Origin of the sequence: Corynebacterium sp. PCR 32, assembly GCF_037464985.1 — a bacterium.
Taxonomy (GTDB): domain Bacteria; phylum Actinomycetota; class Actinomycetes; order Mycobacteriales; family Mycobacteriaceae; genus Corynebacterium; species Corynebacterium kroppenstedtii_D.
The window spans coordinates 76,307-92,529 of the sequence record NZ_JBAHVL010000004.1 but is presented as its reverse complement, the minus strand read 5'-3'; the positions used below and the strand labels follow the sequence as shown (position 1 = coordinate 92,529).

Sequence of the window (16,223 nt, the reverse complement as noted above, 5' to 3'; positions counted from 1 at the left end):
GCATCGACGAACGACCGGCGGATCTGTTGGAGTACGCCTCATCTGCCGACAAAACGAATACGACACAACGATAAGGATGAACGTCATGGCAGAAGCCAAACGCAAAAGTGGACTCGGTAAAGGACTCGCTTCCTTGATCCCCACCGGGCCGGCGAAACCGCAGATTGGCAACGATGCTGCCGACGTCATCTTTGGCGCTCCCCGAAGCGGCGGCGATGCAGAACCGTCCTGGTACTCCCTCACGAAAAGCCCACACCGCGATCAGGATGACCACACCGGCGGTGACAGCAGCGACCAGGGGGACACCAACCACAGCCGAACTAAAGCGGGACTCCCCAAGAACCGTCCCACCCCAGGTCAACGTGCAGCCGCCGAGCGAAAAGGATCGACACGCGACCACGCACGAGCGACCTCACGGGGCCCCCGAGGACTAGGCACACCACAAACCACAACCACCCCCGGTACTGCCACACCCAGTACAGGACAGTCAAAGAACAAGAAAGCGGCTCCCAAGCCACTCATTAGCGATGACACCGCCACTTATCGCGAACTTCCCCTCCCCGCCATCATTCGAAATGAAAAAAACCCGCGCCATGAATTCGACCAGGAAGCACTACGCGAACTAGCACACTCGATCCACGAATTTGGACTTCTTCAACCAATCGTCGTTCGCGAAGCATCAGAACCCGGCCGCTTCGAACTCATCATGGGGGAACGCCGACTCCGTGCAGCACAACTCGCCGGACTTGATACCATCCCCTCCATTGTTCGCGAAGCCGCCGATGACACCATGCTGCGCGACGCCCTCCTCGAAAACATTCACCGCGTCCAACTCAATCCCCTAGAAGAAGGCGCCGCCTATCAACAACTCCTCGAAGAATTCGGGGTCACCCAGGCAGAACTCGCGACACGCCTGGGACGCTCCCGCCCCGTCATCTCCAACACCATTCGGCTCCTTCAACTTCCTGTCCCCGTCCAACGTCGCGTAGCCGCCGGCGTCCTCTCCGCTGGCCATGCACGTGCACTCATGGGCATTACACAAGGCGCAAACGCCCAAGCCAAGCTCGCAGAACGCATTGTTGCCGAAGGGCTCTCTGTCCGAGCCACAGAAGAAGCTGTCACACTCATCAACCGAGACGATAACGAACCCACAAAGAAAGAGCAGCACACACCCCGGCCCCAACCAGAGAAACTGACCCACTGGGCAGACTCCTTCGGTGACTACCTTGACACCAACGTGAAAGTCCACATGGGTGCCAAAAAAGGCAAGATTGTTGTCGAATTCGCCGGAATGGAAGACTTCGACCGCATTATCGCCATGTTGAAGTCCCAAGGAACACACACCCACCCCACACAACCGCCACACGACACGACGACCTCCCACACCACCGCGAGCCCGGAGACAGAACCGCGATAAGCCAATGCACACAGTCGTCCATCCACTCACCCTTGATACCCTCGGGGACCTCGCTGGAACTGCCGCGACAAACACATTCTGGACAACACCCCCCTCCCCCACCATCCAGGATGAACACCACTCGCATAAACCACCAGCACACCACGACCGAACTCCGGACACTGGTGACCCCCGCTTGGACAAGGAACTATGGATGCACAACACCCTCACCACCTGGGGATCGTGCGCCTATACCGCCTACGTCACTTCTGGGACAGACATGGATTTCGCCGTCCCCGCTGCCACCGTCGTATTCGCACCGCCCACTACCCTGCCCGGATGCCTAGCATTTCCCACCGGACCAGTCAGTAGCGACGCCGTCCTCATTTCCACGGTGCACGTGCCACCCGCGTACCAAGGGCTCTTCTTGGAACACCGGCTCATTGACGCTGCCGTCGATGAACTCTCAGGCCGCGGAGTCAGAGCTGTAGAATGTTTTGGCCTCCGCCCCACGGCAACAACCGCCGAGAAGGCACGAACCCCGATGATCCCCCGCCATGCCCCCATTCTTTGTTGTGAGGTTCTTGAGGAACGGGGATTTGACCTTGCCTCAGACGACCCTGCCTATCCGCGCTATCGCATGGAACTACCCGATACGGGAAACCTTTTCGCCGCCGTCGAAGAAAGCCTACGACACGCTACCGTCACGATGGGACTCCGCATGAAAGTTGGAACAGGGGCGCACTAATCGCCCACGCTGCCCACCCGTGACAACATCAACCGTCGGAAAACACGACAACGACAACAGCCCCACCACAACAACACACGCCGCCAAAAAATCCCCCACCCCAGTTTTATGTCACAGTGACATAAAAAGGTCTAGCCCTGGGACTCAAGCTCAAGGAGCTCCGAGAACGTGAACGTGCCCGTGGGCTGATCATCACTATCAGCAAGATACAAACGCTTCACCGCAATCAACATCGCCTCCGTAATAACGTCACGCTGAGCCGGATCCACCAACACCGCCGCATCAGCAGAATTGGACAGATAACCCAACACAACCTCAACAGTAGGCATCGACGTTAAACGCAACACATCCCACGTCCGCGCATGATTACGACAATTCTGCAGCGGAGTTCGAGCAACAATCTCCCGCTGAATATATCCAGACAACAACTCGCCCGTAATTGATGAATTCCCCCGAGGCGAACCGAAATAGAACGACGCACACCCCGCAGCCCGATCATTATGATACCAATCACAACGAAGACTAATAACAAGATCCGCACCCAAAGCATTAGCAATATCCGCCCGCTCCGAGTCCGTCGAATTCGTCTGACGAGGACGCGAAATAATCGTCTCAATCCCCATCGCGACCATACGCCCCTCTAAACGCGTCGCAATGTCCCACAAAATTTCCTCTTCGGACAATTCCCCATAAGGACCACGCACAACATGACCAGGATTAGACAAACCAAGACCCGGATCAATAACAATCCGCTTTCCAGATAACTTAGGACCAGCTGCGCGCACAGCCTCACGCTCCTGAATAGCAGCACGAGACCCACCCGTGATACTCCGCCCCAAATACGACAACGCCTTCAACGTGTCAGGGCCACACACCCCATCAACAGTAAGACCATAATCCCGCTGATAATTCTTCAACGACAAATACGTGTCCCGAGAAAACTGACCATCAATCTGAAAAGAATAAAAACCAAGCTCCTGCAAATGAGACTGCAACTGAGCAACATCATCACCCTGCAGCGGTGACGTCGGATCATACATCAACACCCGCGCACCCAGCGAATACGTCGCCTCCCGCAAGAGCCGAAGAGTGTGATCATTAATGACACCATTAGCCAACACACCACGCTGCTGCTGAAAAGCACGCAACGCCGATTGAAGCTCATAGTCAAAGTCATCATCGCCGTCAGCCCACTGGTCAGTGCTGGTGTGCTCCGACACCGGGCGCCTAAGAAGACCAATTTTAGTGAGAATCGTGCGAACCTCCGCCACGCGAGGGCTCTTATCCCCCACCTGCAGGTTTTCCTCCACGATCGTCTCAGCCCCTTTACACCCAGTCTCTGCTGCCATAGCAATGTCAATGAGTCAGTGTATCAGTGAACACTGTTGGCCCCGTGAATGGAGTTAAAGCAGGTTATCGAGCGCAGAAGTAATGTCTGATTTGGGGTGAGCCCCGTGGATCTCACTCACCTTCTTACCATCCTTAAACAACAACATCGTCGGGATCGACATCACCTGAAACATGGATGCCAAAGCAGGGTTATCATCCACGTTAACCTTAGCGACCACGGCCTTCCCGTCATACTCCCCGGCAACCTCGTCAAGAACAGGGTTCATCTTCTGACACGGGCCACACCACGTCGCCCAAAAATCAACGAGAACCGGCTTATCCGAATCCACAACAATGGAACGAAAACTATCCGTGGTGACGATAACAGGTGAAGCCATAGGGGCAACCAATCCTTTCTGAACCCAGACCCATACAGCCTGAGTTTATTGTCAAAGTAGAAATACTATCCACGCAGGTCAACGAGGTAGTGCTCAACATCCAGCGCCGCACGGCACCCTGATCCTGCAGCAGTAATAGCCTGCTGATAATGGCTATCGACGACATCACCAGCAGCAAACACACCCGGAATAGACGTACGCGTCGACGGCTCCTGAACAAGGATATAGCCCTTATCATCCGTATCGATAACCCCACGGACCATCTCGGAACGAGGATCATGACCAATCGCAACAAACATCGCTGAGGCACGGAGCGTACGCCGCTCCCCAGTCAACGTATCCTCCACAATAAGGTGATCAACCGGGCCATCACCACAGACTTCAGCAACCACCGAATTCATCTCAAACGAAATCTTCGGATTGTTCCGCGCCCTCTCCACCATGATTTTCGATGCACGAAATTCATCACGCCGATGCACGATCGTCACCGACGAACCGAATTTCGTGAGGAAGTCAGCCTCCTCCATGGCAGAGTCCCCTCCCCCCACCACAACAATGGGCTTGTCTTTGAAAAAGAAACCATCACACGTCGCACACGCGGAAACACCAAGACCACGATGCTCTTCCTCCCCCTTCACACCAAGATAGCGGGGAGCAGCACCGGTAGCGATAATCACGGCCTTCGCCCGATATTCCTCCCCCTCGGAACGAACAATCTTGATGTCACCAGCCAGATCCATGCTATCGACGATCTCTTGCCTCATCTCAGCACCGAATCGTTCCGCCTGACCACGCATCTCCTCCATGAGGGCCGGGCCCATGATCCCCTCATGGAAACCGGGGTAATTTTCTACCTCCGTCGTCTGCATGAGCAGCCCCCCGTATTCGATGCCTTCGAAAACCAGGGGCTTCAGGTTTGCCCGAGCAGCATAGATCGCTGCAGTGTAGCCGGCAGGGCCAGACCCGACAATGATGACATCGTGAACGCTCATGCGAGCCATGCTACCTTGCCTGTCAAAGATAACCCTCCCCTCGCTACCCCAACCTGCCACCGAGCACGGTGACACCCAACCCCCACACAAACCTACTCAGCGTGAGGCGAACCTCGACCCAGTTCCGAACGAAAGAGAACACTCGATTCGCCCCGGGAACACGACTTTTCCACAACCACAATCCGCAGCGGTGCACCCAACACAAATAATTGAGAACCCGTCCCCCGCGACGCTGCCGGCGCAGAGGAATTCGCCCCACCCGCTACCGACGACGCTGGTACCCCCACAGGAGCTGCCCCCAGTATCGGCGAATGAGCCATATTGATGGCCGACAAACATTGCGACACCGGCACATCAAGATTGCTATAGTCCGTCGCCCCAGAAAAAGCTTTCCTCGCCGCTGAGCGTTGCTCACTCGTCATCGCGATCAAATTAACATCGCCCCCACCACGAACCGTCGAGCGCCCCATCGACCCAGCGCCATGAGACCCCACACTCGATGACGTGGAACCACCCGACGCCACCCCAGACTCCGACATCGAGCGTGGAAGCACAAAGAAACACCCCGCAACCCCCACAATCACCACAACAACCGCAGCTACCTGCCACCACACCGTTCGAACAGGCCACGGAACCACCGTCGCCAGCCCACCCGCAGAGGAACCATCCGACTCGGACTCGACACCACCCCCATCCTCATGAGCCGCCGAACCGCCAGATGACAACAATCCCGAAATCATAAAATCCACATCATCATCGGAAAGATCAGCGACCGTCGGCGACGCAGGCGGCCACTCAGAAGGCTCCGGCTCATGAGAAATCGACGACATGACTCACTCCAACAACGAAAACGACAGCGGCAAACACATAAACAGTCAACAAATTTAGACGCACAACCCGCCCACAGGTTCCCCGCATCTCACAACACCACACCCCACACAACACCAACCGAGGGCTCACCACCACATATACGCACCCTCGATCAGGCCTCATCATCCAACGCAGCCCGCAAAAACCGCCGCGCACGCGAACACCGCGACTTCACCGTACCTGGCGAAATACCCAACCGCGACGCAGTCTCCAACACAGAAAAACCATACAGATCGACCAACAAAAACGTCGTTCGAAAAGGCTCATCCAACTCATCCAACGCAGTAACCAACGCAGCCCTCAAACCACCCTGATACGCATGAGATGCCGACGCAGGAAGAGTGGCATCATCAAGCGCAACCTCCTCCGCACGTCCGCGACGCCGAAGAAAATCCTTCGCCGTATTAACCGCGATTCGATGAAGCCACGTACCAGGCGCACACTGTCCACGAAACGTCGTCGCCGCCCGCTGCGCCTTGAACAAGGTATCCTGCCACAAATCATCGACATCCTCTGGGCGATCCACCCAGCGTGACATCACAAAACGAATCGCCTTCTCATGACGCCCCGCCAACACCCCCATCGCCTCCGCATGACCCTCACTGACAGCGGCGAACAACTCACGATCACTCATCGCCTCCCAGTCGCGACGACGCCGAGACAAACGACGGAGCACCACCCCACCACGAGACATCCCACTCGACGAATCACCACCACGCAGCACTCCACCGGGCGCAGACGAACGAGCCGACAACGCAGCAGCACGCTGCGACACATCCTCCGACTCCTGACCAGCAGAAACACTGTCATGAGATTCACATAGCGACGGGCTGCCACTATCTAACGACGCCCGCACCCTCCCCCCGCTGAGCACCACACCAGACTCTCACACTCAGCACCACATGTCACCACACACCAACAACCGACACCCACGCCGGGGGTACACGCCACCACCCCCTCAACGACACCCTACGCCCCCGACAACCGCCCAGACGAGGATGACGGAGCCACCTCCGCCTGACCACGATCCACCACCCCATCCACACTAATCTCCGACAATGCAGCAGACCCCGGCACCGGCAACGCAGTAATCCACACCAACACATGACGAGTACGCGCCGGAACCGACCGCCCACTCCCCTTCTCACCCGACCCCGCAGACAACCGCAAACCCTTCGGAACATCAACTGTCGTCGACCCATCACCAAGATCAACCGACGCCAACTTCCGAGTCTCCTCAACACTCCCCGGAACCGCCGAATCAGCCGCACGAAACTCCACATGCGTACCAACCTTCGCACCATCAACACGCAACGCCGTCACCGTCGTCACATGAGGCAACGTCAACATAATCCCCATACCAGGCTTCACCGCAGCCGACGACGTCCCCAACTGAGACTGATACACATCCGAACGCCACACCGTCGTCACATTCCCATCCACCACCAACGGAACCATCTCAGGATGATCAGGAGTACCCCGACCATTCCTCGGAGCCCAATACACCGCCGACGACGGCCTCACCACCTTCACACCATCACCCTGAGCAATCGACGACCCCGCACGACCCAACGAATCCGAATTCAACGGACCATGATCACTCCGATTAACCTTGCCCACCACATACGTCGCAATCATCGCGGCAACCAACACCACACCAATCGCCAACACACCAATAACCGCAATACCCGTCGGCTTCCGCGACGCCTCACCAAAACCCGGCCGCGCCTCAGGATTCGGCGTCGACTCATCCGCAGCATGCAACGCCGCATCACCCAAACCCGCACGACGCAACCGATCTGCCAACGTCTCCGCATCCGCCGACCTCGCATGCAAAGCCTCATCACGCAGCTCCGCAACCTCCCCCGGCACCTCACCCACATTCTCCAACAACAAACTCAACGCAACACCAACACCATGCACATCCTGCCCATACGTGTTATGCGGCATCACACCAGGAAAAGCAACAACCGCCTCACCCGACGAACTAATACGCAAACGATCACGATGATCAATCCCCAACACCGTATCCAACCGATTCGCCGCCACCGCAGCCTCAGCCAACCCACCACACGCAAACGCCGCCGCATACGGATCAGGCCGACCCCGCCCCACAGCCGCCAACGCAGACCCCGGCGTCCAATCAGCCACCACAATCGCACCCACAGAATCACGAATAATGTGCCGAATCGGCGCCAACCCACCACACTTCGCCTCATACAACGCAGACGTACGCTCAATAATGAAATCCGTCGTATCACGAGCCGTCCGATAATCATCGATACCCGGAATACGCATCGCATCAATAATCGTCAGAGCACACTCCCGACCCGACACCTGCTCACGCGCATGCCATAACCGCATTGCATTCGTACCACCATGATCAGCCAACAACCGATACCGACCATTCGCCACAGCAGCACCAGGCACCAACTGCGGACCCCGAACAAAACCAGCCGACATCGGTGGCAACACCGGCGACGCCGTCGACAACGCCGTCACAGCATACGTATCCGCCGTATCCGCAGCATTCGGAACACCCACCATGTCCTCCGCCGCAGACTCCCCCACCGACACAAACCGGCGCACACCAGGAATACGCGCCAACGCACGACCAAAAATCGCAATTTCATCCAAACCAGACTTCGCCAAAATCAAGCCCGCAACAACCAGCAACACCACGCCATCCAGCCCAGCGCGCACCAACACCGCCAACTTCGGGAACTGCATCAACCAATCCCCACGCAACACCACATCCACAAGCCAGCCAGCACCAGCACCCACCAACGACGCAACCAACACCCACGTCGTCGACCGCATCACCTCACGGCCACGCAACGAACCCAACGACCGATGCAACAACACCGCACCAACGATCGCACCAGTGATAAACCCAAAACCATTCGCCGCCGCCAGCAACACCACAACAAAATCAGGCCGCGCCGCCAAAAAAGGCGCCAGATACGACAAAATAACCTTCGTCAACGTGATCGCAATAATAATGAACGTTGGCGTCCACGCCTGCTCACGCGCATAAAACACACGCAAATGCAAAAGCACAATCGAATAAGGAACCAACGTAAACGCACCGAAACTTAACGTCCACCCCAACGTCTCAGCCGACGACGCATCAAAACGCCCCCACGCAAACAACGCACTCGACACCGTCGTCCCAAACACCGTGAAATACATGATGATCGGAATCAACGCCATCAACGTAATTTTTGTCGCCATCGTCAAATCACGAACAACACCCTGATTATCACCATCAGCAGCATTACGCGACAACCGCGGCATAATCGCCGTCAACAACGTCACACCAATCACGCCATACGGCACCTGCAACAACAACCAATGCTGCTGATAAATAAACAACGCACCAGGATCCGCCGCCGACGCAATACGGTTAGTAAAAAAATACCCCGCCTGAGAAATAGCGACATACACAATAATCGCCACACCCATACCAGCGAACTGCTTCACCCGATCATCAACGCCCCACAACGGACGAAGATCAATCCCCGCCTTCCGCAAATACGGGAACAACATCACCGCCTGAACAACAACACCCACCGTCGTCCCCGCACCCAACAACAAAACATGCGGATCAGTAATCGGCACCCGCTGCGTCGGATCCAACGCCCCCGGAAGGAACCAATACGCCAACAACACCACCAACACAATGACGTTGTTCACCACCGGAGCCCACGCACCAGGACCAAACACCCCCTTCGTATTCAACACCGCCATGAGCAGCGCAAACACGCCATAGAACAAAATCTGCGGCAACAACAAATAGGCAAAAACCGTCGACATCGTGACGTTTACCTTGCCGTCCGCATCCAACGACAACTGCACCAACCACGGCGCCGCAATCACCGCCAGCACCGTCACACCAACCAACAACGCCGACGCCACCGTCAACAACCGACGAATAAACGCCGCACCATGGTCCGCATCTTCTTTCTCCGCGCGCACCAACACCGGAATAACCAAGGACGTCAAAATCGCACCAAGAACAATTTCCGTAATCAGGTTCGGCAGCGTATTCGCACTCGTATACGCCGACGCCACCCCAGCACCCATCGTCGAACCGATCAACAGGTTACGGAAAAACCCCGTAATACGGGACAACAACGTCGCAATCGCCATCGTGCCACCCGCACGAACAACAGCTGCGTCACTACTCGTGGACGCCCCATCCTCGCCCTCCGAGGAGCCCCCAGACCCCTGAGCACCACCCGCGCCAGACGGTGACACCGCCGCAGCTCCCACCGACCCTGAACCCTCCCGGGAGGACCGACCGACATGCTCACCACTGCGATCTGCACGCGGCCGCTCACTGAGAGCAGAAAGATCAGGCCCGGAGAACTGGGCCGGCTTCGTTCTCGGCTCAGGTACCGGAGCCGGGGGCCGAGGATTGACGATCCGGCCACGTTGACCAGCACGCGACTGAGAGGATACCGCGCCGTGACGCGGTTGAGCCTCGGGCCACTCTGGGGAGCTTGGGTTCTCGTCGGTTGAACTCACCCTGCCCATTGTTGCTGACTTAGGCACCGATGTGGAATCGACATGCCCACGACCCCAGTAAAACCGCGCGCCTATTGCACCGACACATCACCAGATGACCAGCACAAAAAGAAGACAACCCACCCCGTCACAACAGCCACCAATTACATACGTGTCCGACGCTTCCGCAACAGAAGACCCGTCCCCGCTATCGCAACCAGAATCCCCCCAATAGTCACCACACCTTTCCACGAAATACCAGGTGCCGACTGAATAGCGACTGTTGTAGGTTCCGACAGAGCCTGATTATGCCTACCAGCGAGCCACAATTTGAGTTTCGTTTGTTGCGAATGCGACGCAATATCTGCATGGACCTGAAGGGTCACCGAACCACGAGCCGGAAGAGTCTGATTGAGATCATCGAGACGAACCCCCGCCGGCCCCTCCCATTGAAGCGACGCCTTCACAGGAAGAGGCAGACCATTGCGCGCGACAACAAGAATAGGAGACGAATCAGACGTTCGCGTATACACGTTCCCCGGTGGAACCAGCTTGACAGACGTCAAAAGATTACGAAGCATCGAGCGATTCTTATCCAACCGTGAATCCGCATACTCAGCAGCAGCACCATAATCCTTCTTGCTACGGCGACCCTCATCAGTCAGCGCCCTCAAAAGATCCGTACGCAGCGGCGATGTGAAATTAAAGCGCGTAAGTTCAATGTGATCATCATTGCTCATCATGGTGGTGAGCCGAGTCACTGACGATGCTTGCAACGCCACCCGCCGGACCTCATCACTAGTTATTGCCCCCGGATCCTCATGGGGACGGTTGACACTTCCAGTGGACTGGGGCGTCTGCGAGGTAATAGCAGACAAAGCCGTAGGGACAGCATCACTCTTAAGAAGCGAACTTACTGCATTAAGGAAAGCAGCAGCATCCTTACGCGTCGCCGTCCATTGAGCCGGCGGCACAGCAAGCACAGGAGTGTGCGATCGTATCGTTTGCCACAACACCGCAATAGCATCCTGCATCCGAGCTGCCGGGGAATCGAGCGTCTCATGATAACGAGTCAGAGGCGTAGAGTACGCCGCTGTTTCCGGAGTGACACCAGTAGCAGCGAGAGTGGCGCCAAGATCCATGTTGAAAGGAATAGCAGTCACACCATGGCCAACGTCAACAAGGCGGCTCCCCCACGGGGACGGACCATGGACCTCAGCATCACCATCCTTGGAGCCGACACGAGACTCTCCGGCACCGATGTGGCTCGTCGTGGAGATCACATTGTCCGCAACAAGCGTCGTCACACGGGGCGCTGTCGGTGGCCACTCGGCTGGAACCACAGTACTACCAGCAGAGTTCTCCGCGGTCAGCGTCACCGGATTGGCCTCTGCCCTTTCGGCAGCATGAGCCGCCCCGGATTTATGAGCCTTTGCTGCTCCTCGCTCAAAATGAGAGTTGAGATCAACAGGATCGCCGTTAGTGTAGGCGTGCGCTAACGACGCAACAGCGTCCTGACTGAGATATCCCGCGCCAGGAACGGCAATGTTACTCAGTGTGCTGGTATTCAGGACAGACTGAATGGCTGTATCCCCAGTGGAAAGTGCCTGTGCAGCTAACCAGGGGTCTTTCGTGGCTGCGACAGCGTTGAGATTGGCCCCAGACGTAGGAAGAGAGATCACACACCCGTCCGAGGCAGTCTCTTTAAGTTTCTTCAACCACGTGCGGGCATCTCTAGCACCCGTACCCTCTTTAGCTTTAGCACTGCGGGATTTGCCCCAACTATCCCGGAGTCGTGTGGTCTCGCTGACAGCACTAGGACGATCATTGGTGACTGAATAGCCACGCGTCATCCGTTCAACGGTGGTGAGAAGATCGGGATCAATGGCTAGGCAGCTTGCTTGTTTGATGTCATCGTTGCTACGCGCTGCCTCTGCGTAGGTGGAGAGAAGATTATCGAGTCGCCCCCCACTGGCAAGCTCACCGGCGAGTGTTTCGTCGCTCAGGAGAAGTGGTGCCGCACTGGGAGCTTCTCCAGTCTCACCAGGAACAATCGTCGAGCGGCTGGCGAGAGGCCACAGGAAAGTCAATGGCACCCGATGATCTTTGTCCGCAGGCGTATTGCGATGCGCGTCGTCATGGTCCGCTTCTTTGGCTTTCTCATGGACGGGGAGAAGAAACCGAGACGATCCTTCATGTGATCCCGCATGGACGCTCACCTCAACAGGGTATGTCCCCGCCTCGGAGATATTCAACGGTGTGGCTTTGCCATTCCCCTTCGTGATGGGAAGCTCGAACGTCAGCGTCGTGGATTCACCGGGCTTGAGCACCACATTACTATTGCTGCTCTCACCCTGAGACGAGTTTTGTGAATGCATAGAGCCCGCGCGCGTCCCGGAGTGGTGTGATGCCGTTGAGCGAGTTGAGCGTGAATCGTTGGCATGGTCACGATCAACAGACCCGTTAATGAGCGTCCGGTGAAAGATAGTCGTACTGTCTGCAAGGCGAAGACGAGCAGACGCTGTATCCGGAACGGAATCGGACCGGGATAGTGAATAGGTGATCGATGTCAGCGTCGTCGACGTCGAATTGGTCAGTTTCGCACTAAACGTCACGTGCCCACCGACAGTGGCGATCGACGGGGTGATCTGTGAAATAGCGACGTCGATGTCATTTTTATCGTGGCCGTCACGAGCGGAAGGATTAGTCCACTCATCGGCCTGGGCCGCGTGAGCAACAGAGGAAAAATGTCCCACCTTGACAGGAAGGCAGGGGACGAACCCCAGAGCGCAGACCAGCGTACTCATGCTGCACATGCTGACAAGGCGTGTGGTCCATCGTGTCACCGTGGGGTCACTCTCCCCTCAGCGCGAGCTTGCCGAGCAAGATCCGGAAGGATCTTGTGCGCGTCGCGAGCCAGTTTCCTCTCATCCCCATAGGCAAGTCGTTCAACCAGCTCAGAAGCAGGAGCCCACGTCACTTCAGTGACTTCAGGATCATCGTCGTTACAGATACCATCGACATATTCCAGCAAGTGGTGATGAACCGTTTTATGGATGCGAATCCCCTCGGAGACGAACCAATAGTTAATAGTTCCTAAGTGTGCGAAAACACGTCCAGTCAGCCCAGTTTCTTCCCACACTTCACGCTCAGCAGTAGCCGTATGGTCCTCACCATGTTCCACGTGCCCTTTGGGAATCGACCAGAGCAGTCGCCCGCGACGGTCGAGACGCCCAATCAGGCAGACATAAATGCGATCCATGTTGACCATGCCGGCATCGTCAACAGCTTCCGCTAACCCCGACACGACGAGCCCACCAGCTGATGTTTCCTCTGAGGTGGGCATGGACACGGAGGGAATCGCCTGGGGCTTACCCCGACGTGTACCTCGGGTCCCCCGGCTAGACCGTCGACTATGTGCTCGGGTGGCATGCGCACGTGCGGTGTTGGCATGCGAATTGCTCCGTCGGGACGCACCAGCGCGCTTCTGCTGACGATGATTCGTGCCGCCATGACGACCTTCTTTATCGTTGGCGTCTCGCTGCTGGGAGTTCGTGTTCTGTTTATCACCGCGACGAAAACTACTGTTTTTCGAGCCCGAGCTGTTACGTCGGCGTCGGGAGCCACCCGTGCGCCGTGTATTGCGCGGTGATCCACCGCCCCCCGTCTGGCCGGCGTCAGGCGAATGGTGACTCCCCGACTGTGGCCGTGTGCTCGTGCTCATTCTTTTCAGGATAGAGGTCATTGGCGGCGAGTGGGTAGACAGGCCAGTTATGGCGTTTCTTCACAGTGGAAAAAGAGATAGCCGCGAACGGAGGCTGGCGAGGCCTGTGCTGGAGGATGTGAACGGTACGATACGTGACATGGATCGTTCGTCCTCCCATACTGATTCGCGTTTGTCCCAGCGCGCCCCCGCCGCCGAGGCTGAGTATCTAGCCCGCGCCCACCGGGATTTAGAGTCCTTATCCCCGGTGATGACACCGCTTGCTCAGGCTTTCAACGCCGACGGGTTCGATTTATATTTGGTGGGAGGATCCGTCCGTGACGCACTCCTGGGGCGTTTGAGCACAGACTTGGACTTTACGACCAACGCCCGCCCACAGGATATCCACCGCCTTCTGAAACAGACTTGCGACGCCGTCTGGGACACTGGCATTGACTACGGCACCGTGTCCGGCCAACGCAACGGCCAAGACATTGAAATCACAACATTCCGGGCAGACACATATGACGGGGAGTCACGCAACCCAGACGTGACATTCGGCGATTCACTGGATAAGGACCTCACCCGGCGCGATTTCACCATAAATGCGATGGCGGTGGAGGTCCGCGGTGACGGTGCTCAGGTTTTTCATGATCCTCTCAATGGTTTAGCTGACCTTGTTGGCGGTTCTTTGGATACACCGGATGATCCCGCGATTTCTTTCCATGACGACCCGCTCCGGATGCTTCGCGCGTGCCGGTTCGTATCCCAACTGGGGTTGAGCGTTGCTCCGCGTGTACGTCATGCGATGGAACGGATGGCGGGTGATATTCAGAGGATCACAGCGGAACGTGTTCACGCGGAGCTCGACAAACTGATCGTCGGCGACGATCCTGCTCGAGGGATTGACCTCATGGTAGATGCTGGGTTGGCCGACTACATTATCCCCGAAATTCCCGCAATGAAAATGACTCAAGATGAGCATATGCAGCACAAAGATGTGTATGCGCACTCGCTGCAGGTGATGCGCCAGGCCATTGACCGGGAACCTGACGGCCCAGATCTGGTTCTCCGCTGGGCGGCGCTGCTTCATGACTGTGGGAAACCCGCCACACGTGCCCTCAAGCCCGGCGGTGGTGTCACGTTCTACCACCATGATGTCGTGGGGGCGAAAATGGCTCGCAAGCGGTTCAGAGCGTTGAAATACAGCAAGCAATTCATCAAGGACGTCTCCGGGTTGATCTACCTGCACCAACGGTTCCATGGTTATACGGAGAAGGCATGGAATGATTCTGCGGTTCGTCGTTACGTCGCTGATGCAGGTCCGCTTCTTCCTCAGCTTCATCGGCTCGTTCGGGCGGATTGCACGACGAGAAACAAAGCAAAAGCGCGGCGTTTGCAGCGGTTGTATGACGACCTTGAGGGGCGCATTGAAGAGATCCAGCGCAAGGAAGACCTTGCGCGAATTCGCCCCGACCTCGACGGACAAGACATTATGGCGATCCTTGATATCGAACCAGGCCCCTTGGTGGGCAAAGCATGGAAACATATGAAAGACGTCCGGTTGGATCGTGGCCCGCTCGAGCGAGAAGATGCCATTGTGGAACTAAAGACATGGTGGGTCGAGGAACAGGAGTCAAAGGAGCACGACTTATGAGTGATATCTACAGCGACAGCCTGTTCAACGGACTGAGTAAAACACCCCCGGAGGCAGGAATGTTGCTGGTTTCAGCTCCGGGAGTAGTGTCCACCGAACTGACCCGGTCTGTCATTTTTCTCCTTGACGTTGGACCAGATGGTGCCGTGGGGGTTGACCTCACCGAGCGCACAGAAATGGCAACACACAACGTCCTTCCCGAATGGACACCGTATGTGTCCGCACCCCAAGTGATCTACCTTGGAGGCCCTGTAGGCCATAACACCGTGCTTGCCGTGGGAGTGGCGAAACCAGAAACCAACATTGATGACACGACCCTGTTTTCCACGACCGCACACCGCTTCGTCACGGTCAACCTCGACGCTGACGCTCACGACATAGAAGGAAAACTCCAAGGACTTCGAATGTTTGGCGGATATGCCGGGTGGGGCCCCGGGCAGCTCAACGACGAAATTGACCGCGGAAACTGGTACGTGGCCCCCGCACTGACTGAAGATCTCCTCGCCCCCGCTGGTGTTGATATCTGGGGTCAAGTAATGCGCCGCCAGGAGCCGCCACTGCCGCTCTTCGCCACCTACCCCATCGACCCCAGTGAGAACTAGAGACACATTCTCGACACCA

The 16,223-nt window shown here is 56.8% G+C and carries 12 protein-coding genes; 4 read left to right on the top strand and 8 right to left on the bottom strand.

Annotated elements, in window-relative coordinates; translation table 11 throughout:
* Window positions 1–76: 76 nt before the first annotated feature.
* Entirely contained in the window at window positions 77–1,417 is a 1,341-nt protein-coding gene (locus tag V5S80_RS06620) for a ParB/RepB/Spo0J family partition protein (RefSeq protein ID WP_395170080.1), read from the top strand.
* 4 nt (window positions 1,418–1,421) lie between these two features.
* Window positions 1,422–2,144, top strand: a complete 723-nt coding sequence (locus V5S80_RS06615; protein WP_395169974.1) for a hypothetical protein — start codon at window positions 1,422–1,424, stop codon at window positions 2,142–2,144.
* 131 nt (window positions 2,145–2,275) lie between these two features.
* Here the strand turns inward: V5S80_RS06615 and V5S80_RS06610 are convergent, their stop codons facing one another.
* The 8 genes from V5S80_RS06610 to V5S80_RS06575 form a co-directional block, all read right to left on the bottom strand.
* Window positions 2,276–3,454: an N-acetylmuramoyl-L-alanine amidase gene (locus V5S80_RS06610; protein ID WP_395170079.1), complete on the bottom strand. Its 1,179-nt coding sequence runs from the start codon at window positions 3,452–3,454 to the stop codon at window positions 2,276–2,278.
* A 93-nt stretch (window positions 3,455–3,547) separates the two neighbouring features.
* Entirely contained in the window at window positions 3,548–3,871 is a 324-nt protein-coding gene (gene trxA / locus V5S80_RS06605; RefSeq protein WP_395169973.1) for a thioredoxin, read from the bottom strand.
* A 65-nt stretch (window positions 3,872–3,936) separates the two neighbouring features.
* Complete coding sequence (gene trxB, locus V5S80_RS06600) at window positions 3,937–4,863, bottom strand: thioredoxin-disulfide reductase (protein ID WP_395169972.1); 927 nt, start codon at window positions 4,861–4,863, stop codon at window positions 3,937–3,939.
* A 92-nt stretch (window positions 4,864–4,955) separates the two neighbouring features.
* Window positions 4,956–5,693 (bottom strand): hypothetical protein, encoded by a 738-nt coding sequence (locus V5S80_RS06595; RefSeq protein WP_395169971.1) that lies wholly within the window; start codon window positions 5,691–5,693, stop codon window positions 4,956–4,958.
* A gap of 152 nt (window positions 5,694–5,845) precedes the next feature.
* A complete protein-coding gene (locus V5S80_RS06590) occupies window positions 5,846–6,589 on the bottom strand; it encodes an RNA polymerase sigma factor (protein WP_395169970.1) in 744 nt (247 codons plus the stop codon).
* 113 nt (window positions 6,590–6,702) lie between these two features.
* Entirely contained in the window at window positions 6,703–10,272 is a 3,570-nt protein-coding gene (locus tag V5S80_RS06585; RefSeq protein ID WP_395170078.1) for a murein biosynthesis integral membrane protein MurJ, read from the bottom strand.
* A 134-nt stretch (window positions 10,273–10,406) separates the two neighbouring features.
* Window positions 10,407–13,049: a hypothetical protein gene (locus V5S80_RS06580; protein WP_395169969.1), complete on the bottom strand. Its 2,643-nt coding sequence runs from the start codon at window positions 13,047–13,049 to the stop codon at window positions 10,407–10,409.
* Window positions 13,050–13,084: 35 nt separating this feature from the next.
* Window positions 13,085–13,966, bottom strand: coding sequence for an NUDIX hydrolase (locus V5S80_RS06575; protein WP_395169968.1), 882 nt, complete (start codon window positions 13,964–13,966; stop codon window positions 13,085–13,087).
* Between the two features lie 139 nt (window positions 13,967–14,105).
* Between V5S80_RS06575 and V5S80_RS06570 the strand changes: the two genes are divergently transcribed.
* Both V5S80_RS06570 and V5S80_RS06565 read left to right on the top strand, forming a co-directional pair.
* Window positions 14,106–15,602 carry a CCA tRNA nucleotidyltransferase gene (locus tag V5S80_RS06570; RefSeq protein WP_395169967.1) on the top strand — a complete coding sequence of 499 codons (1,497 nt, stop codon included), beginning with the start codon at window positions 14,106–14,108 and terminating at the stop codon, window positions 15,600–15,602.
* Window positions 15,599–16,204, top strand: coding sequence for a YqgE/AlgH family protein (locus tag V5S80_RS06565; RefSeq protein ID WP_395169966.1), 606 nt, complete (start codon window positions 15,599–15,601; stop codon window positions 16,202–16,204). Before V5S80_RS06570 ends, V5S80_RS06565 begins: the two co-directional genes overlap by 4 nt.
* Window positions 16,205–16,223: the final 19 nt, after the last annotated feature.